This is a genomic window from Saccharopolyspora sp. 6V (genome assembly GCF_020176785.1).
Classification (GTDB): domain Bacteria; phylum Actinomycetota; class Actinomycetes; order Mycobacteriales; family Pseudonocardiaceae; genus Saccharopolyspora_C; species Saccharopolyspora_C gregorii.
Genome location: NZ_JAIUKB010000025.1, coordinates 1,466 through 23,090, shown reverse-complemented (window position 1 = coordinate 23,090; position 21,625 = coordinate 1,466). Strand labels below are relative to the sequence as shown.

At 72.0% G+C, this 21,625-nt stretch carries 15 protein-coding genes; 9 read left to right on the top strand and 6 right to left on the bottom strand.

From position 1 onward, the window contains the following. Positions 1–92 precede the first annotated feature (92 nt). Both LCD35_RS05360 and LCD35_RS05355 read left to right on the top strand, forming a co-directional pair. Entirely contained in the window at positions 93–308 is a 216-nt protein-coding gene (locus LCD35_RS05360; protein WP_225043792.1) for a hypothetical protein, read from the top strand. A 964-nt stretch (positions 309–1,272) separates the two neighbouring features. Next, positions 1,273–5,397, top strand: a complete 4,125-nt coding sequence (locus tag LCD35_RS05355; RefSeq protein WP_224958924.1) for an AAA family ATPase — start codon at positions 1,273–1,275, stop codon at positions 5,395–5,397. 22 nt (positions 5,398–5,419) lie between these two features. Here the strand turns inward: LCD35_RS05355 and LCD35_RS05350 are convergent, their stop codons facing one another. Together LCD35_RS05350 and LCD35_RS05345 are read right to left on the bottom strand one after the other, a co-directional pair. Continuing rightward, positions 5,420–6,214, bottom strand: coding sequence for a polysaccharide pyruvyl transferase family protein (locus LCD35_RS05350; RefSeq protein ID WP_224966196.1), 795 nt, complete (start codon positions 6,212–6,214; stop codon positions 5,420–5,422). A 32-nt stretch (positions 6,215–6,246) separates the two neighbouring features. Then, entirely contained in the window at positions 6,247–7,347 is a 1,101-nt protein-coding gene (locus LCD35_RS05345; protein ID WP_224977936.1) for a glycosyltransferase, read from the bottom strand. A gap of 105 nt (positions 7,348–7,452) precedes the next feature. Here LCD35_RS05345 and LCD35_RS05340 point away from each other — a divergent pair, with 105 nt between their 5' ends. From LCD35_RS05340 to yidC, 4 genes are all read left to right on the top strand, one after another. Next, positions 7,453–7,974, top strand: coding sequence for a DUF2165 domain-containing protein (locus LCD35_RS05340; RefSeq protein WP_224958928.1), 522 nt, complete (start codon positions 7,453–7,455; stop codon positions 7,972–7,974). A gap of 184 nt (positions 7,975–8,158) precedes the next feature. Further along, positions 8,159–9,307 carry a glycosyltransferase gene (locus LCD35_RS05335; RefSeq protein ID WP_225043791.1) on the top strand — a complete coding sequence of 383 codons (1,149 nt, stop codon included), beginning with the start codon at positions 8,159–8,161 and terminating at the stop codon, positions 9,305–9,307. A 155-nt stretch (positions 9,308–9,462) separates the two neighbouring features. Beyond that, positions 9,463–11,313, top strand: coding sequence for a DNA helicase RecQ (recQ, locus tag LCD35_RS05330; RefSeq protein ID WP_224966194.1), 1,851 nt, complete (start codon positions 9,463–9,465; stop codon positions 11,311–11,313). A 326-nt stretch (positions 11,314–11,639) separates the two neighbouring features. Then, positions 11,640–12,656 (top strand): membrane protein insertase YidC, encoded by a 1,017-nt coding sequence (gene yidC, locus LCD35_RS05325; protein ID WP_373689984.1) that lies wholly within the window; start codon positions 11,640–11,642, stop codon positions 12,654–12,656. Positions 12,657–12,732: 76 nt separating this feature from the next. Here yidC and LCD35_RS05320 read toward each other — a convergent pair whose 3' ends face one another. After that, positions 12,733–13,371, bottom strand: a complete 639-nt coding sequence (locus LCD35_RS05320) for a class F sortase (RefSeq protein WP_224958935.1) — start codon at positions 13,369–13,371, stop codon at positions 12,733–12,735. Continuing rightward, positions 13,368–14,810, bottom strand: coding sequence for a hypothetical protein (locus LCD35_RS05315; RefSeq protein WP_224958936.1), 1,443 nt, complete (start codon positions 14,808–14,810; stop codon positions 13,368–13,370). The genes LCD35_RS05320 and LCD35_RS05315 overlap by 4 nt, the downstream gene beginning before the upstream one ends. A 464-nt stretch (positions 14,811–15,274) precedes the next feature. On the opposite strand from LCD35_RS05315, the gene LCD35_RS05310 reads away from it, so the two are divergent. After that, positions 15,275–16,075 (top strand): Bax inhibitor-1/YccA family protein, encoded by an 801-nt coding sequence (locus LCD35_RS05310; RefSeq protein WP_224958937.1) that lies wholly within the window; start codon positions 15,275–15,277, stop codon positions 16,073–16,075. Between the two features lie 163 nt (positions 16,076–16,238). On the opposite strand, the gene LCD35_RS05305 is transcribed toward LCD35_RS05310, so the two are convergent. Together LCD35_RS05305 and LCD35_RS05300 are read right to left on the bottom strand one after the other, a co-directional pair. After that, complete coding sequence (locus tag LCD35_RS05305) at positions 16,239–17,459, bottom strand: acetyl-CoA C-acetyltransferase (protein ID WP_224958938.1); 1,221 nt, start codon at positions 17,457–17,459, stop codon at positions 16,239–16,241. A 141-nt stretch (positions 17,460–17,600) separates the two neighbouring features. Next, complete coding sequence (locus tag LCD35_RS05300) at positions 17,601–18,521, bottom strand: SGNH/GDSL hydrolase family protein (RefSeq protein ID WP_224958939.1); 921 nt, start codon at positions 18,519–18,521, stop codon at positions 17,601–17,603. A gap of 204 nt (positions 18,522–18,725) precedes the next feature. Here LCD35_RS05300 and LCD35_RS05295 point away from each other — a divergent pair, with 204 nt between their 5' ends. Beyond that, entirely contained in the window at positions 18,726–20,096 is a 1,371-nt protein-coding gene (locus LCD35_RS05295; RefSeq protein WP_224958940.1) for a cystathionine beta-synthase, read from the top strand. A gap of 106 nt (positions 20,097–20,202) precedes the next feature. After that, entirely contained in the window at positions 20,203–21,489 is a 1,287-nt protein-coding gene (locus LCD35_RS05290; protein ID WP_225043790.1) for a hypothetical protein, read from the top strand. Positions 21,490–21,625 lie beyond the last annotated feature (136 nt).

The window sequence follows — 21,625 nt, the reverse complement described above, 5'->3', positions numbered from 1 at the left end:
GCAACAACATACTAGCTCACGTGTTCGATAACGTGCAGGCGCATCCACCGCAGCAGCCAGGCGGCGACCGACGCATCCACCCACCCCGCCCGGTGACGGTCGACCTCCCCGCGCTGTTCGGCAGCGGCCCCGAGGCCCACCCCGACGGCTGGCGGACAGCCCGTCCAGCCGACGGCGACCTCCACGCTTGGGGCCGCGACACCGCGGGGCGGTGGATCGCCCTCGTCCGCTACACCCTCCGCCGCGACGACGGGCCGGGGATGACGGTGACTCACTGGGTGCCGAGCTCGATGGTCGAACCGCGGTGACCGCTAGTAACTAATCGTCGGATGAGGGACACTGATCTCGCGATGACTTCGCGGCGACGCGAGGGTGCGGCTCAGGGGTGAGGCGCAAGGTGATGGAACGGCTCCCGTGCTTCGGCACCGGAGCCGTTTTTCGCGTCCGCCGAGTGCCCCCGATGATCTTCGCGCCCCACGAAATACCCACGGGTTACGTACGACCGCCAGCGGATGCTAGGGGCAACCCAGGGGAGCCCGAGTAACACTGAACGGGCACGTCGGGAAACACACGTCCGCCCAGGTCAACGCGATGTGACACCGTCCGAGTGTCGGTTCGATCCCGACCGGGGGCACCACAGCACGACGGCGACCCGCCACCACCCGGCGGGCCCCGCCCGCAGGGACCCGGCTGACGGCGTCGCGCCGGAAGCTTCGAGGTCCCCGCGGCGGCGAACGCCCGCGATCCGACCGCCCCGAGGGCGTTCCCGGCCGGCGCGCCACCTCCACACCCGGCAGCCCGGCAACGGCTCGACCGGGTACCCGATTCCCCGTGGAGCGGACCGAGCCCATTCGCACCGGACGCCCGGCGGAGCCGTGCTCAGGACATCACGAAGACGCGGATTTCCCCGACCACCATGAGTGGTCGGGGTGTTTCCGCGTACTCTCGTGATCGCTCGGTGGTTCTCGATTCCGGTGCGGTGTGACGGACCGGATTCCGCTTGCTGCCGGCGGAAGCCAGGTGGTGCGGTGTGCCGCTGACGAAACCCCCAGTCACCTCAGCGGCACACCTACCGCCACTCGGCTGCTGTCCGGACCGTTCGGTCGGTTCGCGCGCATCGACCGTCCGTGGCCCGTTCGGCGCAGCCCGTGTCAGAGCATGGCAGGAGACGGCGTGGATGTGTGCTGGCCCGCGTCCGGAGCGTGGTGAAGTACCTGCTCAACGGCGGGTACCGGATTTTCCGGTCCGGATCCGGACCGGAGGAGGACGGGGATGACGGACCGGAAAGCGGGGGCTTCGGCGACGGGCACCGGCGTGCGGGCGCTGTTCGCGGAACGGTTCGCGCTGCTGTACGTGACCGCGGGCGACCCTCCGCTGAAGCGGGTGGCCGACGCCGTGGAGCGGGCCCGGCGGCTCGACGAGCGCGGCAGGCCGATCCGGTCCACCGCTCAGCGGATCAGCGACTGGCGGCGCGGGCGCAACGTGCCCGCCCGGTTCGCCGCGCTCTCCGTGGTGCTCGAAATCCTCATCGGCGAGGCCCGCAAGCACCAACCGCAACCTCCGGTGGAAGGACTGTACGACCTGTCGGCCTGGCGGGCCCGTTGGGAAGAAGCGCTCACCAGCCCGCTGAGCGCTCCCGACCCGGCACCCGCCGCGGAGGAGAGCGATGCCGCCGAGACCCCTCCCGTCGACGGAGGGCTGTGCCCCTACCGCGGGCTGGCCGCGTTCGGGCAGGAGGAGTCCGGTTGGTTCTTCGGGCGGGAGCGCGCGACGACCACGCTGGTGGAACGCCTCGCCGCCGCTGCCGACGAAGGCGGCATCACGATGCTGGTCGGTGCCTCCGGTGCCGGGAAGTCCTCGCTGCTGGGCGCCGGCCTGCTCCCCGCGCTCACCGGAGGGGCGTTGGCCGAGCAGGGCTCCTCGACGTGGCCGGTCCGCACCACCACCCCGGGGGAGGACCCGCTCCGCGCGCTCACCGAGCTGATCCCCGAGCTCAACGAGGTCCTCGCCACCGCCGACCGCCGAGGTGCCGCACCGGGCGCAGCGGACCGGTGCGCCGAGGACGTGGAGGACCCGGGCTCGGAGGACCGGGATGCCGAAGCGGAGTTCCGCTTCGCCGAGTCGGTCCGGGACGCCGTCGCCGCGCACGTGCGCCGCGCCGCCGGCGACGAAGCGCGGCTGGTGCTGGTGGTGGACCAGTTCGAGGAGGCGTTCACGATGTGCCGGGACGAGCGCGCGCGAGCGCTGTTCGTCCAGGTGCTCAACGCCTGCTGCACGACGGGATTCGCGGGCGGCACCCCGCCGGGGCTGGTGGTGCTGGGCTTGCGGGCCGACTTCTACGCCCGCTGCCTGGACTTCCCGGAACTCGCCGAAGCGCTCCAGCACCGGCAGATGGTCCTGGGCGCGATGACCGTCGCCGAGCTGCGGAAGGCCATCACCGGGCCGGCGAAGGCGACCGGGCTGCAGATCGAACCGGGCCTGGTGGACGTGCTGCTGCGCGACCTCGGGGTCAGCGTCGGCCGCGCGTACGGCAAACCGTCCCAGCGGGCCTACGACGCCGGTGCGCTGCCGCTGCTCTCGCACGCGCTGATGGTCACCTGGCAGCGCAGGCAGTCGGGGAAGCTCACCATCGCCGGTTACCGCGCGGCAGGCGGCATCCAGGGCGCGGTGGCGGCCACCGCGGAACGCGCGTGGGCGGAACTCGCCGAAGGCGGGCAGGCCGCGGCGCGGCAGGTGCTGCTGCGGCTGGTGCACGTCGGCGAGGACACCCAGGACACCCGCAGGCGCGCCACCTACACCGAGATCGTCGAGCACGCCGAACACCGCGACGCCGCGGCACGGGCGCTGAACGTGCTCACCACGGCGCGGCTGGTCACCTTGGACGCCGACTCGGCCGAGATCAGCCACGAAGCCCTGCTGTACGCGTGGCCCCGGCTGCGCAGCTGGATCGACCAGGACCGGGCGGGCAACCTCGCCCGGCAGCGGCTGGAACGGGACGCCGAGTCGTGGCGGCAGGAGGACCGGGACCCTTCGCTGCTGTACCGCGGGGCGCGGCTGGAAACGGCCCAGCACTGGGCTGACCAGGTCGGTTCGGCGGAACTGGCGCCGATCAGCCACGAGTTCCTCCACGCGTCGATGCGGCACCGGCGCCGGGCCGGGTGGTTCCGGCGCGGCACGGCGGCCGCGGTGTGCGTGTTCGCCGCGGTCGCCGCCGTGGCGGCCGTGCTCGCCGTGCGGGAACGGGACGACGCCGAGTTCCGACAGGTGCTGGCGCAGGCCGACCGGCTGCAGGCCGGAGACCCCTCCGCCGCGGCCAAGCTGAACCTGGTGGCCGAGCGGCTGCGGCCGGACGACGAGGGCGTGTACACGCGGCTGCTGTCCACCCAGAACTCGCCGTTGAGCATGCCGGTGCGCGGGCACGAAGGGCCGGTGTACCTGACCACGTTCAGCCCGGACGGGCGCACGCTCGCCACCGCCAGCTACGACGAGACCGTGCGGCTGTGGGACGTCTCCGACCGGATGCACCCGAAGCAGCTGGGCAAGCCGCTGACCGGGTTCGGCAGCTGGGTCACCTCGGCCGTGTTCAGCCCCGACGGCCGTACCCTCGCGGCGGCGGGCGACGACCACCTGGTGCGGCTCTACGACGTGTCCGACCCGGCTCGGCCGGAGTCGCTGGGCCCGCCGATCGGCGGCACCGACGGCACCATCTACCTGCTCGCCTTCAGCCCCGACGGCCGTACGCTGGCCACCGCCAACGAGGACCGGACCGCCCGGCTGTGGAACGTGACCGACCCCGCCCGGCCGGTGCCGTGGGGCGATCCGCTGACCGGGCACTTCGCGCAGGTCCGCACCCTGGCGTTCACCCCGGACGGCCGCACGCTGGCGACCAGCGGCGACGACCGGACCGTCCGGCTGTGGAACGTGGCGGACCCGGCCCGCCCGACGCCGCTGGGGCAGCCGCTGACCGGGCACACCGGGGGCATGCACACGGTGGCGTTCAGCCCGGACGGCCGGACGCTCGCCTCCGGCAGCTCGGACAAGACGATCCGGCTGTGGGACGTGCACGACCCGGCCCGCGCCGAGCAGCTCGGACCCGCGCTCATCGGGCACAACGCCCCGGTGTGGTCGGTGAAGTTCAGCCCCGATGGCCGCACGCTGGCCTCGGGCAGCGCGGACAGCTCGGCGCTGCTGTGGAACGTGACCGACCCGGCGAACGCGACCCGGCTGGGGCAGAGCCTCAGCTCGGGCAGCAGCACCGTGTTCGCGGTCGGGTTCAGCCCGGACGGCGCCACCCTGGCGACCGGAGCGGACGACGGCACGGTGCGGCTGTGGTCGCTGCCGGAACGGATCCTGTCCGGGCACACCGCGCGCGTGAACACCGCGCTGTTCAGCCCGGACGGGCGAACGTTGATCACCGCGGGCGACGACCACACGATGCGGGTGTGGGACGTCTCCACCCGGGTGCCGCGCCAGGTGGCCGGTCCGCTGGAGGTCTACGACGGCCCGGTCGGGTCGGTGTACGCGGCGGCGTTCAGACCGGACGGGCGCATCCTGGCCACCGGCGGGGGCTCCGGCACGGTGCGGTTGTGGGACATGCGGGACCGGTCGGCGCCGAAACCGCTCGGGCGGTCGTTCAAGGTCAACACCCGCTACGCGGGCGAGGTGGAGTTCAGCCCGGACGGGCGGACGTTGGTGACCTGCGACGACGACCACAGCGTGCAGTTGTGGAACGTCGCCGATCCCGAGAACCCGGTGCGGGTGGGCGGGCCGCTGACCGGCCACCGCGGCTACATCAACGAGGCGAACTTCAGCCCGGACGGCCGCCTGCTGGCGACGGCGAGCAGCGACGGCACCGTCCGGATGTGGGACGTCTCCGACCGCGCGCACGCGAAGCTGGTGGGGAAACCGCTGGACACGGGCGACACGGAGACCTACACGGCGAGCTTCAGCCCGGACGGGAACACGATCGCCACCGCGGGCCAGGACAAGGCGGTCCGGCTGTGGGACGTCTCGGACCCGGCCGCGCCCCGGCTGCGGGCGAACCCGCTGATCGGGCACACCCAGATCGTCAAGACCGCGGTGTTCAGCCCGGACGGCGAGACGCTGGCCACCGCGGGCGAAGACCGCACCGTCCGGTTGTGGGACGTGTCGGACCCGCAGCGGCCGTCGCCGATCGGCAACAGCGTCGCCGAGCACCAGGCCGCGGTGAACACGGTGTCGTTCAGCCCGGACGGCCGCACCTTCGCCACGTCCAGCGGCGACAACACCGCGCAGCTGTGGGACTTGGACGAGCAGTACGCGATCGACCGGATCTGCGCCACCACCCGCGGGGTGCTGCCGCGCGCGCAGTGGGAGCAGACCATTCCGCAGACCCCGTACTCGCCGCCCTGCACCTGACCGCGGGGCCGCGGCGCGGCGATCAGCGGCCGAACAGCTCCCGCACCCGGTCGCCGAAGCCGAGCACCGCCGCCCGGCACTCCCGCAGCGCGTCCGGGTAGGTGCGGGTGTCGGCGAGCGCGGTGCGCCAGTCGCGGCCGTCGACCACGGGCACGCGGTGGCGGAACCCGTGGAACTTCGACGCGAACGGGTCGACGACCACGACGCGCCGTCCCAGCAAGGTCGCCCAGTAGGCGCCGTGGTACGAGTTCGTCACCACCACCTCGCCGGACGCGAGGAAGTCCAGCGTCTCGCCGAGGTCGTGGTGCCCGTTGGTGAGCATCGGGAACTCGGCGAGGTCGGCGGGGAACGGCAGCTTCCGGTCGCGGTGCCGGTAGGCGACGACGTCGTGGCGAGGTTCGCCCGGATCGTCGAGTTCCGGCAGCAGGGCGCTCGTGCACGGCACCCACTCGCGGCCCCCGGGGCCCGGGCGGTCGCGCAGCCCGACCAGGTCGAACCGGTCCAGGACCTGGAGCTCCTCGATCGAGTGCCGCTCGTTGTTGTTGTGCCCGGCTCCCCAGACGACGAGCTTCGGCGGGCGCAGCGACAGCAGGTGGTCGAGCTGCCGGTCGAAGAACCCGGTGCCGAGGAGCCCGCCACCGCCGTAGATGACGTGGGCGTGGCGCAACCGGTCCGCGTAGCGCGGGACGTCGTGCTCGATGTCGATGGTGGTGGCGTCCGACAGCCACGGGAAGTGCTCGACGTGGTCGGACGGCGGACAGGCCATGTCGCCGATGTTGTGCGGGTCGCGGCGGTGCACGACGAAGATCTCGGGCATGTGCGGCGGGGCTCCTCGGCTGCGGCCGTCGATCAGCGGTGCCGGGCGAGGTCGGCGAGTTCGGCCAGCACCGCGGGCAGTACCGCCGCGTCGAGGTGCTCGCGCACGGCGCGGTGGTTCGCGGTGAGCAGCTCGGCGGCCGAGTCGGGGTCGCGCAGCAGCGCCGCGACCTCGCCCACCGCGTCCGGCCCGGGGACGTGCAGGCCGAGGGCGCGGAGCTCGTCGAGCACCGGGTAGGGACCGGCCACGACGAGCCGTCGGGCGGCGGCGGCCTCGGCGACCGGCAGTCCCCAGCCCTCCCAGGTGGAGGGCAGCAGCACCAGGTCGGCGGCGGCGTACATGTCGGCCTGCTCGGCGACGTGCCCGCGCAGCGGTGCGGGCGCGGTGGCCAGCGCCTCCGCCACCGGTCCGGCGGGCGCGGGCGCGTCGTCGGTGAGCCAGTAGCGCACCGGCCGGCCGAGCCGTTCCCGCAGCTCGGCGGCGATCCGGACCGCGCCGGGGATGTTCTTGTTCGCGCCTTCGGCCCGCGCCGGGTGCAGCATGAGCACCTCGTCCGGTGCCACGCCGAGCCGGGTTCGGGTGCGGTCGCGGTCGCCGCCGGTGAGCCGGTCGACGTGCACCCGGTTGTGCACGACGCGCAGCGCGCCCGTCCGCCGCAGTTCGGGCCAGCGGGCGGCGAACTCGCCCGCGGTGCGCTCGTTGATCAGCACGTGCAGGTGCGCGGGGTGGTGCAGCGGCACCGCGTCTCCGTGCACGACGCGCAGCGGGGTGCCCTGCCAGGCGGGGTCGTGGTGGCGCAGCAGCACCGGTGTCCCGGTGTCCAGCGCGTGCCGCTCCCATGCGGTGGAGGCGTCCGGGGCGCTCCACAGCGATCCGGCGTTGTCCAGCACCAGCAGGTCGTGCTCGGCGCAGAGGCGTCGGATCGTCGCGTGGTCCACCGGCGGTGGATCACCACCGGGGCGGTCCGCCCACATGCCGGTCACCTCGACGTCGCCGGGTTCCCGGTCGACGAAGTGGCCGGCGGCCCGGGTGACCTGGTGGCCGAGCGCGCGGAACCCGGCCGCCCACTTGGCGGCCTCGATGCTCACGCCGTCGAATCCGCCCAGGCGGTGCGAGACGAGGCACACCCGCATGGGACTCCTTCCCTGGTGCCGTCGTGGTGTCGTGCTCTGATCCGGATTATTGCGAATGCGGCACGCAAGCGGTCTCGACACCGCCGCTTGCGTACAGTCCGCCGCATGCGTCTTCTGGCAACGTTGGGGAGTCTGCGCGCGGTGATCACGGTGTTGGTCGCCATCACCGCTGCGCAGATGGGGCTGGTCGCCTTCGGGAACATCACGGATTTCGGGACGAACGCGGCGTTCGTGCAGCACGTGTTCGCAATGGACACGACGTTCAATTCACCGGACACGATGTGGCGGTCGATCACGCATCCCGGTTTGTCGACGACCGCGTACCTCGTGGTCATCGGCTGGGAAGTGCTGATCACGGTGGTGCTCGTCGCCGCACTCGTCATGTGGCTCCGGTCGCACGCGGATGCGCGGCGCGCGGAGCTCGCGCGCCGGCTGGCGTCGGCGGGCTGGCTGCTGGAGGTGCTGCTGTTCGGCGGCGGTTTCATCGTGATCGGTGGTGAGTGGTTCATGATGTGGCAGTCCGAGAAGTGGAACGGGTTGCAGGCCGCGCTGCAGAACTTGATCATCGCCGCGATCGGCCTGATCCTGGTGCACCTCCCGTCGCGGGAATCCGGAACCGCGACCTGAGCGCGCGGGCGGTCCCGCGCTGAAGAACATCAACTGGGGGCCGGGTGATCGCGGCAGGAGGGCTGCGGTCACCCCGGCTCGAATCGAGCCGATCGGTCGTTTTCGGGGGAAATCGCCCATATCGCGGCGTGCGCGGTAGAAATCCACCGGCGAGAACCGGTGTCCGACGATTACCGTCGAGCACGTGCGAATCGTCTTCTCCAGCCTTTCCGGCCACGGCCACCTGTATCCGCTGATCCCGCTGGCGCGGGCCGCGCGTGCGCACGGCCACGACGTCCTGTTCGCCACCGGCGACCCGTTCCGCGGCACGATCGAGGAGCTCGGACTGCGCTTCGCCGCGGTGGGCGTGCCGATCGGAGCCGGTTTCGCCGCGGCCGGGGTCGAGCCGTCGAACCGTCCGCAGCCGGGTTCCGAGGAATGGTCGCGGCTGGTCTCTCGCGTGTTCGGCGCCGAGCTGCCGCGCCGCTACCTGGCCGACCTGCGTCCGGTGCTTACCGAGTTCAAGCCCGACCTGGTGGTGCACGAAGCGGGCAACCACGGTGCAGGGCTGGCCGCGCGGGAAGCGGGAATTCCCGGCGTGTGCCACGGTTTCGGGCGCCAGTCCCCGGCGAACTACGCGGGTTTCGACCCTGCGCTGCGCTCGGTGGCGGCGGAAGCCGGTATCGAACTTCCGGAGGGCGACCTGCGCACCTTGGGAAATCCGTTCCTGGACATCTTCCCGGCTTCGCTGCAACCGGCGGAATTCCTCGAATCGGTGGCGCGCTTCCCGCTGCGTCCCGTCCCGTTCGCGCCGTCCGGCGCACTGCCGCCGGAGGCGGTGGCGGAGCGGTCGCGGCCGCTGGTGTACCTGACCCTGGGCACCGGTTTCGGTGACGCGGCGGTGCTGCGGTCCGCGGTCGACGGGCTGGCCGCGCTGGAGGTGGACGTGCTGGTCGCGGCGGGGCCGAGCGTGCAGGCGGGGGCGTTGGGCGAGCTCCCGCCGAACGTCTCGGTGCACGAGTGGGTGCCGCAGGCGGAGCTGCTGGAGCACGTGGACCTGGTGGTGCACCACGGCGGCAGCGGAACGACGCTGGCCGCGCTCGGGGCCGGGTTGCCGCAGCTGTTTCTGCCGCAGGGCGCCGACCAGTTCGGCAACGCCGAGACGATCACCACCGCGGGTGGTGGTGAGCAGCTGCTCGGCGCGGAGGTCACCGCCGAGTCGGTGCGGACCGCGGCCGCGGCGCTGCTGGGCGATTCGCCGCACCGCCGCGTCGCTCGCCGGGTGGCCGCGGAGATCGCCGAGATGCCGAGCCCGGAGCGGGTGGCGGAGCGGCTTCCCGACTTCGCCCGCTGATCGACTTCGGTGGCCCGGTCCGCGGTGCGCGAGGCGCGGCCCGGGCCGACACACCGAGGCGCGGCCCGGGCCGACACACCGAGGCGCGGCCCGGGCCGACACACCGAGGCGCGATGGGCCGGACCGGTGTCGTGGCGGCTCCGTAGAATCGCCCGGTGACTTCCGCGCAGAGCAGTCCCGTCGCCGAACCTGCCGCGCCCGACGCGCTGGAGGTGCTGCACCGCGTCTTCGGCTACGACTCGTTCCGGGGCCCGCAGCAGGACATCGTCGAGCACGTCGTCGGCGGCGGTGACGCGTTGGTGCTGATGCCGACCGGTGGCGGGAAGTCGTTGTGCTACCAGGTTCCGTCGCTGGTCCGCGACGGCGTGGGCATCGTCGTCTCGCCGCTGATCGCGCTGATGCAGGACCAGGTGGACGCGCTGACCGAGCTCGGGGTGCGCGCCGGGTTCCTCAACTCGACGCAGGACGCCGGGCAGCGCCGCGCCGTGGAGGCCGCGTTCCTGAACGGCGAACTGGACCTGCTGTACCTGGCGCCGGAGCGGCTGCGCGTCGAATCCACGTTGTCCTTGCTGGACGAGGGCGACATCTCGCTGTTCGCGATCGACGAGGCGCACTGCGTGGCGCAGTGGGGCCACGACTTCCGGCCGGACTACCTGGCGCTGTCGATGCTGCACGAGCGCTGGCCGGACGTGCCGCGGATCGCGCTGACCGCGACCGCCACCGAGGCCACCCGCGGGGAGATCGCGACCCGGCTGGACCTGACGCGGGCGCGGCACTTCGTGGCGAGCTTCGACCGCCCGAACATCCAGTACCGCATCGTCGGCAAGAGCGATCCGAAGCGGCAGCTGCTGAACCTGCTGCGCACCGAGCACCCCGGGGACGCTGGCATCGTCTACTGCCTGTCCCGGTCGTCGGTGGAGAAGACCGCCGACTTCCTCAGCCAGAACGGCATCCCGGCGGTGCCGTACCACGCGGGCCTGGACGCGGAGACGCGCGCGGCGCACCAGTCGAGGTTCCTGCGCGAGGACGGGCTGGTGGTGGTGGCGACCATCGCGTTCGGGATGGGCATCGACAAGCCGGACGTGCGGTTCGTGGCGCACCTGGACCTGCCCAAGTCGGTGGAGGGCTACTACCAGGAGACGGGCCGTGCGGGCCGTGACGGGCTGCCGTCCACCGCGTGGCTGGCCTACGGGCTGCAAGACGTCGTCCAGCAGCGCAAGATGATCAACAACTCCGAGGGCGACGACGCGCACCGCAGGCGGCTGGGCGCGCACCTGGATTCGATGCTCGCGCTGTGCGAGACGGTGGAGTGCCGCCGGGTGCAGCTGCTGGCCTACTTCGGCCAGGACGGGGAGCCCTGCGGCAACTGCGACACCTGCCTGAACCCGCCGGAGTCCTGGGACGGCACGATCGCCGCGCAGAAGCTGCTCTCCACGGTGTACCGGCTGCTGCACGAGCGTCGGCAGAAGTTCGGCGCGGGGCACGTCGTGGACATCCTGCTCGGCAAGCGCAACGACAAGGTCCAGCAGTTCCGGCACGACGAGCTCACCGTGTTCGGCGTCGGCGCGGATCTGAAGGAAGCGGAGTGGCGGGGCGTGGTGCGCCAGCTGCTGGCCCAGGGCCTGCTGGCGGTGGAGGGCGACTACGGCACGCTGGTGCTCACCGAGGCGAGCGGCGCGGTGCTGTCCCGGGAGCGCGAGGTGCGGTTGCGGCGCGAGCCGGAGAAGGCCGCGAAGGAGCCGAAGCAGGCCAAGGCCCGCAAGTCCGAGCAGGTCGAGCTGCCCGCCGAGGCGGCCCCGCTCTTCGAGCGCCTCCGCGCCTGGCGCGCGGCCACCGCGAAGGAGCAGGGCGTGCCCGCCTACGTGATCTTCCACGACGCGGTGCTGCGCCAGGTCGCGGCCCAGCGCCCGGCCACGCTCGACGAGCTGGGTGCGATCAGCGGCGTGGGCCAGAACAAGCTGGCCAAGTACGGCCGGTCACTCCTGGACGTGCTGGAAGAGGAGTGAGCGGGGCGGTCCCGGATCAGCTTCCGGGGCCGCCCGCGGACCTCGCCCTGCGTGCGGCGCTGCCGCTCGATCCGGCGCCATCCCGGCGTGGTGCCGAGGTTCGCGCGACGAGATCGGTCGCACGCGGCTCGCGCCGGACGTTCCGCGACCGCGCCATCACCCTCCGTGGTAATACCCCGCCCCGCCTCGACCGGGTCGTCGGGCATGGCACCCTGGTAGGGCTGAGGCCGGTGCGCACAGGGCGGGCGCGGCCGTGCGAGCGGGCCCGGGACGATCGCCGGGCGATGACCAGGAGTGGTTGAGTGTTCGACTTTATCCTCTATCCCGTGTCGGCCATCTTGTGGTTCTGGCACAGGGTTTTCGGCACCGTGCTGGGGCCGGACAACGGGTTCGCCTGGGCCTTGTCGGTGTTCTTCCTGGTGTTCACGCTGCGCGTGGTGCTGCTCAAGCCGGCGATCAGCCAGATGCGCGCCGGCCGGAAGATGGCGAAGTTCTCCCCGCAGATCCAGAAGCTGCGGGAGAAGTACAAGAACGACAAGCAGCGCATGGCGCAGGAGATGCAGAAGCTGCAGTCCGAGCACGGGGTGAACCCGATCGGCGGCTGCCTTCCTGCTCTGCTGCAGATCCCGGTGTTCCTGAGCCTGTTCCACGTGCTGCGCGGGTTCACGCCGCAGGCGCAGAGCAACTACATCTTCGACCGCGCCGGGGTCGAGTCGTTCATCAACGCCGACATCTTCGGCGCGAAGCTCGGCAACTGGCTGAGCCAGCCCGCCGCGGTCCTCGAAGCCTTCGGCACCACGCGGCTGAACATGATCGCGGTCGGCCTGCCGCTGATGGTGATCGCGTCCATCGCGACGTTCACCACGATGCGCATGTCGATGAAGCGCCAGACAGACGCCTCGATGGCCAACCCGCAGACGGCCATGATGGGCAAGTTCATGATGTACGTCGCGCCGGTCGGCACGTTGTTCTCCGGCTGGGTGCTGCCGATCGCGATCGTCCTGTACTTCATGGCGAACAACATCTGGACGCTGGGCCAGCAGCACTTCCTGAGCAACAAGATCGACCGCGAGCAGGAGCGGGAGAAGCAGAAGGAGCTGGCGGCGAAGAAGGACGCGCCGCGGCCGAAGCCGGGGCAGAAGCCCGGCCAGGTGAAGAAGGCGGAGGAGACCGCCGACAGCGAGTCCGGCGGCGAGGACTCGGCCGCCTCGGCCACCGCCGTGAACGGCGCCAAGGCCACCGCGAACTCCGGCGGGGGCGGTGGCAACCGGCGCCCGCAGCAGAAGAAGCGACCGGGCAAGCAGGCGGCTTCGGCGAAGAAGGGCCAGAAGAAGCGGCGCTAGCCGGGCCGGTCCTGGACGAACGAAGAGCGGGGTTCCCGAAGTGGGAACCCCGCTCTCGTCGTAGCACCGGCCTCGATCAGGCCGGGGTGGCCACCACGATCCGGTTCTCGTCGTAGCCGAGGTCACCGCCCACGTACCGGCCACCGCAGGTGACCAGCACGAGCCGGTGTTCGCCGCCCTGGCCGAACAGCTCGGCGGCGCGGGCGGGCAGTTCCTCCTTGGACAGCGTGACGATCTCGGAGACCTGGTAGCGGTGCTCCGCCCCGTCGTCGTCGACGACGGTCACCAGCTGGTCGGGGGCGGAGTCCCACAGCTCTTCGAACGGGCCGACCGCTCCCTTCCAGTTCACGTGCCCGGCCAGCACCGTCGCGCCCTTCGGGGAGTCCAGCCCGGCACCCCACCACGTGGCTTCGTCGACGCCGTCCGGCACCGGGAGGGTGCCGCTGCGGTCGAGCTCCTTGCGCACCAGCTCCGCCTGGCCGCCCTGCGGTAGCCGGACGGTTCCCGGTGGTTGCCCCGCCGGGACGTGCACCGGTTGCGGCGGCAGGTCCGCGGCCTGCACGGGCGCGGGTGCCGGCTCGACCGCGGCCGCCCGGGGCGCCGCGGCCGGTTCCTCGGTGCGCAGCACCATGCCCGTCACGACGGCCACCACCGCGACGAGCGCGACCACGCCGGCCAGGGCCAGCGTGATCAGGCGCCGCTTCGGCGCGGTCAACGCTCACCCGCCGTCGCGAGCCGCTTGCGCCACGCCACGCCACCGGCGACCGCGGTCCCGGTGAGCGCCAGCGCACCCAGACCCAGCAGGCCGGGGGAGACGGCACCGTCGCCACCGACGGCGCTCAGCTCCACCACGCCACCGCTGGTGCCCGGGTCACCGGCCGGGATGAAGATCGGCACGGTGGGGGTGTTGGCCTTGTTCGTCACGGTGAGCGCCAGCGTGCCGCCGGGTTCGACGGTGCCCGCGACCGACGGCGGGTTCGCCGCGTCGAAGGCCTCCTCGTAGCCCTTCGCGGGCGCCACCTCGGTGATCATGATCTCTTGCGGGGTGCGCAGGTCCGCGATCTCGACCGTGCCCTGGTCGCCGGTGGTGACCACGGCGGGCTGCCCGTCGGGACCGGTGAGCTCGGTGCCGTCCTGCTTCAGCGCCGGCTTGCCGTCGGGCAGGCTGACCCGCAGCGCGACACCGGCGATGCCCGCGCCGCTCTCCTCGTCGATCTTGCCGACGGCGACCTTGCCGGGCGCGGTGACCGCGGTGGTGACGTCCTCGACCTTGACCTGGTCCTCCCCGCCGGTGGACACCACGCGCTGCACACCGTCCGGGTTCTCGACGGCCTGCTGCACGTAGGGGCGTTCGGCGGGGGTGGACAGCTCCCCTTCGACCTTCGGATTCGGCCCGGTGGGCGTCACCTTCAGGGTGAGCGGGTCGCCGCTGTCCGGCGTGGTGATCGTGCCGTCCTCGTCGAGGCCTTCGACCTCGGCGTCGGTGGCGGTGATCTTCACCGGGACGCCGGTGACGCCGGTGCCGTCCGGGTGCTCGACGGTGACGGTCCAGTCGGCGGCCTCACCGATGACCTGCTCCTGCTCGGGAGCGGTCAGCGAGGCCTCCCACGGTCCGCGGTTCTTCTCCGCGTCCCCGCGCAGCTGCTCCACGGCGTCCTTGGCCCCCTGCGGCAGCTTGCCGAGCTGGAAGTCGATGTCGTAGCCGATCTCCTGGAACGGCTTGCCCGGGTCGAGGTCGCTGGGGTCGCGGGGCGCGGAGGTCCACGAGTGCAGCAGGTGCGCGAGCGCCGCCGCCTCGTCCGCGTCCTGCGTGTTGCCGTAGCGCAGCAGCAGGTAGGAGATGTTCGCCGCCACGTCGTCCGGTAGCGGGTCACCCCACTTGGTGAGCAGTTCGTCGCCCGGCTCGTACTGCTCGCCGGTGTCCGGCGCCTTCAGCGCGAACCGGACGCACCACACCTGCTTGTCGCCGACGATGTAGGAGCCGAGCCAGTCCCGGTCGCGCTCGATGCCCGCGTAGGGCTGTCCCGGTGTCGTCTCGTGGCCTATCCCTTCCTCCGGCGCGGCGATGGCCGTTCCCGTGGTCGCCAGCAGTCCGCTGCCGGCGAGCACAGCGGAACCCACCGCCGCTGTGATCAACTTCCTGAACGTGCGCATGCATGCTCCAGTCTCGGTCTGGGAGATCAGGGCGTCGGCGTGCTTGCTCTCCGGCGCGCACCACCGCGATGTGGTGCGGACCGGGTGCGAAAGCCCCCGACACGGCACACGGACACCCGAGCCGCATCCTTCCGATCACGCAGGGTGGCCACAAGGGGCCAACCGATCTATTCGCGGCCATGACGCGCCGCGTTTTTCCCAGCCGGATTCCGCCGGTCCTCACTCGTTCGGTCGCAGCGCAACACCCGTTCACGAGCCGACCAGGCACGCGCGGCGACACCTGTGAAAGGTTGCGACGTTCCGTGACCGGGTTTTCGCCAGTTGGCCGCGCGCGGGCGGGCGCGGAAACCGGGGGCGGAGCCGCCCGTCGCGGCGGGGGTAAAGTCTGCTTTACCCGCAGGGAACCGACCGGCAGCTTCGGTCGTTGTACCGGAGACGGCGCAAAGCACGCCCAGGAGGACGAGTTGCGCACTACGAGCAACCCAGCGTTCAAGAACCTGCCGAGCAACGGCGGGTACGCGAACTTCAACCACGGCCAAGGCGGCTTCGGCGCGCCCGGCCAGGCACCGGCCGCGCCGCCGCAGGCGACGCGTCCGATGACCATCGACGACGTGGTCACCAAGACGGCGATCACGCTCGCGCTGACCATCGCGACCGGTGCGGCGACCTACGTCTCCGGCCTGTACGCGCTCGCGCTGCCCGCGGCGATCATCGGTCTGGTGCTGTCGCTGGTCATCATCTTCAAGAAGAAGGTCAGCCCCGCCCTCGTGATCGCCTACGCGGCGGTCGAGGGCGTGTTCCTCGGTGGCATCAGCTACGTCATCGGCGGTGCGGTCGACAACTTCACCGGCGGCGGTGGCTCCGGGATCATCATGCAGGCCATCGCGGGCACCATGGGCGTGTTCGCGGCCATGCTCGTGGTCTACAAGACCGGCGCCATCCGAGTCACGCCGAAGCTGACCAAGTGGATCATCGGCGCGGCGGCCGGTGTGGCGATCCTGATGCTGCTGAACCTGGTCGCCGGCTTCTTCACCGCCGGCGGGCTGGGGCTGCGCGACGGCGGGCCGCTCGCCATCGTGTTCAGCCTGGTGTGCATCGGCATCGCCGCGTTCAGCTTCCTGCTGGACTTCGACGCCGCCGACAAGGCCATCAAGAGCGGGGTGGACGCCAAGTTCGCCTGGTACGTGGCCTTCGGCCTGATGACCACCCTGGTCTGGCTGTACCTGGAGATCCTGCGACTGCTGTCGTACTTCCAGAACGACTAGCACCAGGACGAGAAAGGGCCTCCCTCCACAAGGAGAGAGGCCCTTTCCCATGCCTTCATCCCGTCAGCGGCGAAGCCGCTGAACAACGACCACCTGAGCAACCGGCCCGACCGCTGAGGTTCCGCCACCCACCCCGCTCAGCAGAACGAGCGAGACAACAGTCTCAGCTCAGCCGCTCGAGGACCATGGCCATGCCTTGTCCCCCACCCACGCACATCGTCTCCAGGCCGAACTGCTTGTCGTGCCACTGCAGCGAGTTGATCAGCGTGGTGGTGATGCGCGCACCGGTCATGCCGAACGGGTGGCCCACCGCGATGGCGCCGCCGTTGACGTTCAGCTTCTCCAGCGGGATGCCCAGGTCCTGGTAGGACGGGATGACCTGCGCGGCGAACGCCTCGTTGATCTCCACCAGGTCGATGTCCCCGATGCCGAGCCCGGCCCGCCGCAGCGCCTGCTGGGACGCCTCCACCGGCCCGAGGCCCATGATCTCGGGGGACAGCCCGGACACGCCGGTGGAGACGACGCGGGCGAGCGGGGTGAGGCCGAGCTGCTTGGCCTTCACATCGCTCATGACGACGAGCGCGGCGGCGCCGTCGTTGAGCGAGCAGCAGTTGCCCGCGGTGATCCGGCCGTCGGGGCGGAACACCGGCTTGAGACCGGACACTGCTTCCTTGGTGACCCCGGCGCGCGGCCCGTCGTCGGTGTCGACGATGGTGCCGGACGGCGTGGTGACGGGGGTGATCTCGCGGGCCCAGAAGCCGTCGGCGATGGCCTTCTCCGCGAGGTTCTGCGAGCGCACCCCGAACTCGTCCATCTCGTCGCGGCCGATGCCCTTGGCGCGCGCCAGGTTCTCCGCGGTCTGGCCCATCGGGATGTAGACGTCGGGCACCTCGCCGAACTCGCGCGGGTCGACCCACTCGTCGGCGCCCTGCTCGGCGGTGGCCTTGGTGCGGGCTTCGGCGTCGGCGAACACGGGGTTCTGCGTGTCGTCGAGCGAGTCCGAGTTGCCCTTCGCGAACCGGGACACGGCTTCCACCCCGGCGCTGATGAACACGTCGCCTTCACCGGCCTTGATGGCGTGCAGCGCCATCCGCGTCGTCTGCAGGCTCGACGAGCAGTACCGGGTGATGGTGGTGCCGGGCAGGTGGTCGTAGCCGAGCAGGACGGAGACGACGCGGCCCATGTTGAAGCCCTGCTCGCCGCCGGGGAGACCGCAGCCGAGCATCAGGTCGTCGATCTCCGCCGGGTCCAGTTCCGGCACCTTGTCCAGGGCGGCGCGCACCATCTGCGCGGCGAGGTCGTCGGGGCGCACATCGACCAGGGAACCCTTGCCTGCGCGGCCGATGGGCGAGCGCGTGGCGGACACGATCACTGCTTCGGGCATGCGGGAACTCCTTCGTTCGCCTACGGGTCGCGGCGCCGACCGCGAGGTCGACTTCTCGCGCCACTGTAAGACCGCCACCGGCCGGGACGTGCTGAGACGACCGTCACCAGCACCTCGGTGGGAGCGCCGTCGGCAGGCCGGTCAGCTGCCGGGGTGCCTGCCGAAGCGCTGGTTCAGCCGGGCGACGACGCGGCTGGTGGGGCGCCTGGCCTCGGCGGCGGAGGAGCGGACCGGTGGCTGCGGCACCGGCGGCCCGTGCCATTCGCCGATCGCCGAGCACAGCGCGGGCAGCAGCAGTCCGGCGGCGGCCTCGTACCCGGCGGCCGACGGGTGGAACCGGTCGGGGCTGAACAGCTCCTGCGGGCGGGTGAGGAATTCGGGGGAGAGCAGGTCGGCCAGCGGCACCGCGAACCCGCCCGCTTCTTCCACGGCGTGCCGTTGCGCGCGGCCCAGCGCGAGGCTCCACGAGGAGGCCACCGACCGCAGCGGCTGCGGGATGGGCCGGATCGCCCCCAGGTCGGGGCAGGTGCCGACGACCACGCCGACACCCGCTTCGCGCAGCCGGGCGACCGCGTCGCCGAGCAGCGCGGCGCATTCGGCCACGGATTGCCGGGCGGTCACGTCGTTCGCGCCGATGATGATCAGGGCGAGCCGCGGTGGCACCACGAGCGATGCCTCGACCTGCGCGGCCAGGTCCCGCGAGGTGGAGCCCACGATGGCGTAGGTGGTCAGCTCGACGGGGTTCTCCAGTTCGGCGGCGACGCCGCGGGCGATGCGCACCCCGGGCAGCTCGTCGGGGGCGTCCACGCCGAGCCCGGCGGCCGAGGAGTCCCCGAGCACCGCGAACAGGAGCGGGGACTCACCGGTGGGGGAGGCGGCGACAGGGCCGGTGCCGTCCGGCAGGTGCACCCCGTCGGCGCGAAACGGCACCCCTGTCGGCTCGCCGATCGCGCGGCGCGCGTACCAGGACTGCCCGTTGAGCAGGCCGTACGCGGCGCCGGACACCCCGCCGACGGCTCCCGCCGCCACCAGTGCCAGCCGCAGCATCCGCGTTCCGACCATGCCCGCTCCTCCTCGCGCCACACCGACGCTCCGCGAATTCTCGTCCTGTACATGAATACGCCCTCAGCCGGGAAAACGTTCCCACCGGGCCGCCGCTTCGGGCGATCCGGGCGGCGCGCCCAGGGACCACCCGTGCGCCACGAGCCGGGAAACCGCCGCTTAGGCTCAGCCGCACAACGTCGCGGAGAGCGAAAGGGACTCGCTGTGGACTACGTCGAGCACGTGATCGACCTCGTCGGCAACACCCCGCTGGTGCGGTTGAACTCGCTGGCGGGATCGGCTTCGACGCCGGTGCTGGCGAAGGTCGAATACCTGAACCCCGGCGGCAGCGTCAAGGACCGCATCGCGCTGCGCATGGTGGAGGCGGCGGAGGAGTCCGGCGAGCTGAAGCCGGGCGGCACCATCGTCGAGCCGACCTCCGGCAACACCGGCGTGGGCTTGGCGATGGTGGCCCAGCGCAAGGGCTACCGCTGCGTGTTCGTCTGCCCGGACAAGGTCAGCGAGGACAAGCGGGCCGTGCTGGAGGCCTACGGCGCCGAGGTCGTGGTGTGCCCGACCGCGGTGCCGCCGGAGCACGCCGAGTCGTACTACAGCGTCTCGGACCGGCTGGTCACCGAGATCGACGGCGCGTGGAAGCCGAACCAGTACGCCAACCCCGCGAACCCGGAGTCGCACTACGCGAGCACCGGCCCGGAGATCTGGCGGCAGACCGAGGGCCGGATCACGCACTTCGTGGCGGGCATCGGCACCGGCGGCACCATCTCCGGCATCGGTCGGTACCTCAAGGAGGTCTCCGGCGGCAAGGTCAAGATCATCGGGGCGGACCCGGAGGGTTCCGTGTACTCCGGAGGCGGCGGGCGGCCGTACCTCGTGGAAGGCGTCGGCGAGGACTTCTGGCCGACGACCTACGACCGGAACATCTGCGACGAGATCGTGCCCGTCTCGGACGCCGACTCGTTCACCATGACCCGCGCCCTCGCCCGGGAGGAGGCGCTGCTGGTCGGCGGTTCCTGCGGGATGGCGGCGGCCGCCGCGCTGCGCGTCGCCGAGAGCACCGGGCCGGACGACGTGGTCGTGGTGCTGCTGCCCGACGGCGGCCGCGGCTACCTGGGCAAGGTCTTCAACGACTCGTGGATGGCGAAGTACGGTTTCCTGTCCCCGGACCACGCGGGCGGCGCCATCAAGGACGTGCTGCTGCGCAAGGACGGCACCCTCCCCGAACTCGTCCACGTTCACCCGAACGAGACCGTCGCCGAGGCGGTGGCGATCCTGCGCGAGTTCGGCGTGTCCCAGATGCCGGTCGTCAACGCGGAACCGCCGGTCATGGTCGCCGAGATCGCCGGAGCGGTGAACGAACGGGACCTGCTGGACGCGCTGTTCGCCGGCCGCGCGCAGCTCGCCGACCGCATCGAACAGCACATGTCCCCGCCGCTGCCCACCATCGGCGCAGGCGAGGAGGTCAGCGCTGCGATGGCGGCGCTGACCGACGCGGACGGGGCGATGGTGCTCATCGGCGGCAAACCGGCCGGTGTCGTCACGCGCCAGGACGTCCTCGCCTTCATCGCCGGACGTTGACTTCTGGTCACGAACGGCCGCTACGCTGCGACACATCGGATAGCGTGTGCACGATCAACACGCTCCGCAGATCCACGTTCCACGCCCAAGGGGGTCAGGAAACCCGATGAGCTCTCCGCAGCCGCCGGACGGCGGTCAGCAGGGACAGCAACCGCAGGGACCGGACTCGGAGGCCCAGGCCGCCGAGTCGAAGATCGGTTCCCAGCTGGACCCGCAGACCCCGGCCACCGACCAGTCCTCCGGCGCGGACGCCACTCAGGTCGTCCGCCCCGCGCAGACGGAGCAGGCCGCGGACCAGCCGTCCGCGCACGCCACGCAGGTGGTGCGCCCGCAGCAGACCGGTGGGGACTCCACCCAGGTCGTGCCACCGTCGATGCAGCCCGCGCAGCCGATGTACGAGCAGCCGGGACTCGCCGGGCAGGGCGGCGAGGCCGCTACCCAGATGGTGCCGCCGTCGGCTCAGCCCCCGCAGCCGATGTACAGCCAGCCGGGCACGCAGAGCCAGCCCGGTGGCTTCCCGCAGCAGCCCCCGCAGGCCGGTACTCCCGGTGGCGGGTTCCCGGCGCCGCAGGCCGGCTTCGGCGCACCGCCGCCGCAGGCCGGGCCGGGTGGCTACGGGCAGCCGGGGGCGGGGAACGGCATGCTCGCCAAGGTCACCGGCTGGGTGGCCGCCGTCCTCGGTGGGCTCAACGTGCTCTTCTCCCTCATCGGGATGTTCATCCCAGGGATCGGGTTCCCGGGCGGATTGGCGCTGCTGAGCCTCCTCGGCGTGATCGTGATGACGGTCGGCGGTGTGTTCCTGATCCTGCGCCAGCAGCTCGGGCCGTACTTGACCGCAGGTGGAGCGGGTCTCACCGCGTTGATCTCGTTGATCACCGCGATCGCTTTCGCCACGACCGTGCCACTGCTCATCGGCTACATCTTCGGCGCGATCATCCCGATCGCCATTGCTGTGCTGGCGGTGCTGCCCGCCACCCGCGAGTGGATCGCCGCCGCGCCCGCCGCCGAGGGCGGCCCGCAGCCCGGTTTCGCCGGACAGCCGTACGCGGCCCAGCCGCAGTTCGGCCAGCCCGGGCAGCCGCAGCCGGGCCAGCCCCCGTACGGCCAGCCGAACCCCTACGGCCAGCCCGGCCAGCAGTTCGGGCAGCCGAACCCGTACGGCCAGCCGGGGCAGCCGCAGCCGGGCCAGCCGTACGGCCAGCCGCCGCAGTACGGCCAGCCCCAGTACGGCCAGCCGCAGCCGGGCCAGCAGCCGTACGGCCAGCCGCCGCAGTACGGCCAGCCCTACGGCCAGCCGCAGCCCGGACAGCCCCCGTACGGCCAGCCCCCGCAGTACGGGCAGCAGCCCGGTGGGTACCCGCAGCAGCCGGGGCAGCAGCCCCCGCAGTGGTGATCCGCTGATCCAGCCGCGGGGGGGGCCCCCCCCCCCCCCCCCCCCCCGGGGGCGGGGGGGGGGGCGCCGGGCGCGGAGCGCCCACACCGCACCCGCCGCGGCTGGGGGGAGGGGCGAGGGCGGGCGGGTGCGGAGG

Bases quoted from the DNA above. Each gene is read 5' to 3' on its own strand.
- LCD35_RS05340 (WP_224958928.1), top strand. From the start codon at position 7,453: ATGCGTCTTCTGGCAACGTTGGGGAGTCTGCGCGCGGTGATCACGGTG.
- LCD35_RS05305 (WP_224958938.1), bottom strand. From the start codon at position 17,459: ATGCCCGAAGCAGTGATCGTGTCCGCCACGCGCTCGCCCATCGGCCGC.
- LCD35_RS05300 (WP_224958939.1), bottom strand. From the start codon at position 18,521: ATGGTCGGAACGCGGATGCTGCGGCTGGCACTGGTGGCGGCGGGAGCC.
- LCD35_RS05315 (WP_224958936.1), bottom strand. From the start codon at position 14,810: ATGCGCACGTTCAGGAAGTTGATCACAGCGGCGGTGGGTTCCGCTGTG.
- LCD35_RS05350 (WP_224966196.1), bottom strand. From the start codon at position 6,214: ATGCCCGAGATCTTCGTCGTGCACCGCCGCGACCCGCACAACATCGGC.
- LCD35_RS05355 (WP_224958924.1), top strand. From the start codon at position 1,273: ATGACGGACCGGAAAGCGGGGGCTTCGGCGACGGGCACCGGCGTGCGG.
- LCD35_RS05345 (WP_224977936.1), bottom strand. From the start codon at position 7,347: ATGCGGGTGTGCCTCGTCTCGCACCGCCTGGGCGGATTCGACGGCGTG.
- LCD35_RS05290 (WP_225043790.1), top strand. From the start codon at position 20,203: ATGAGCTCTCCGCAGCCGCCGGACGGCGGTCAGCAGGGACAGCAACCG.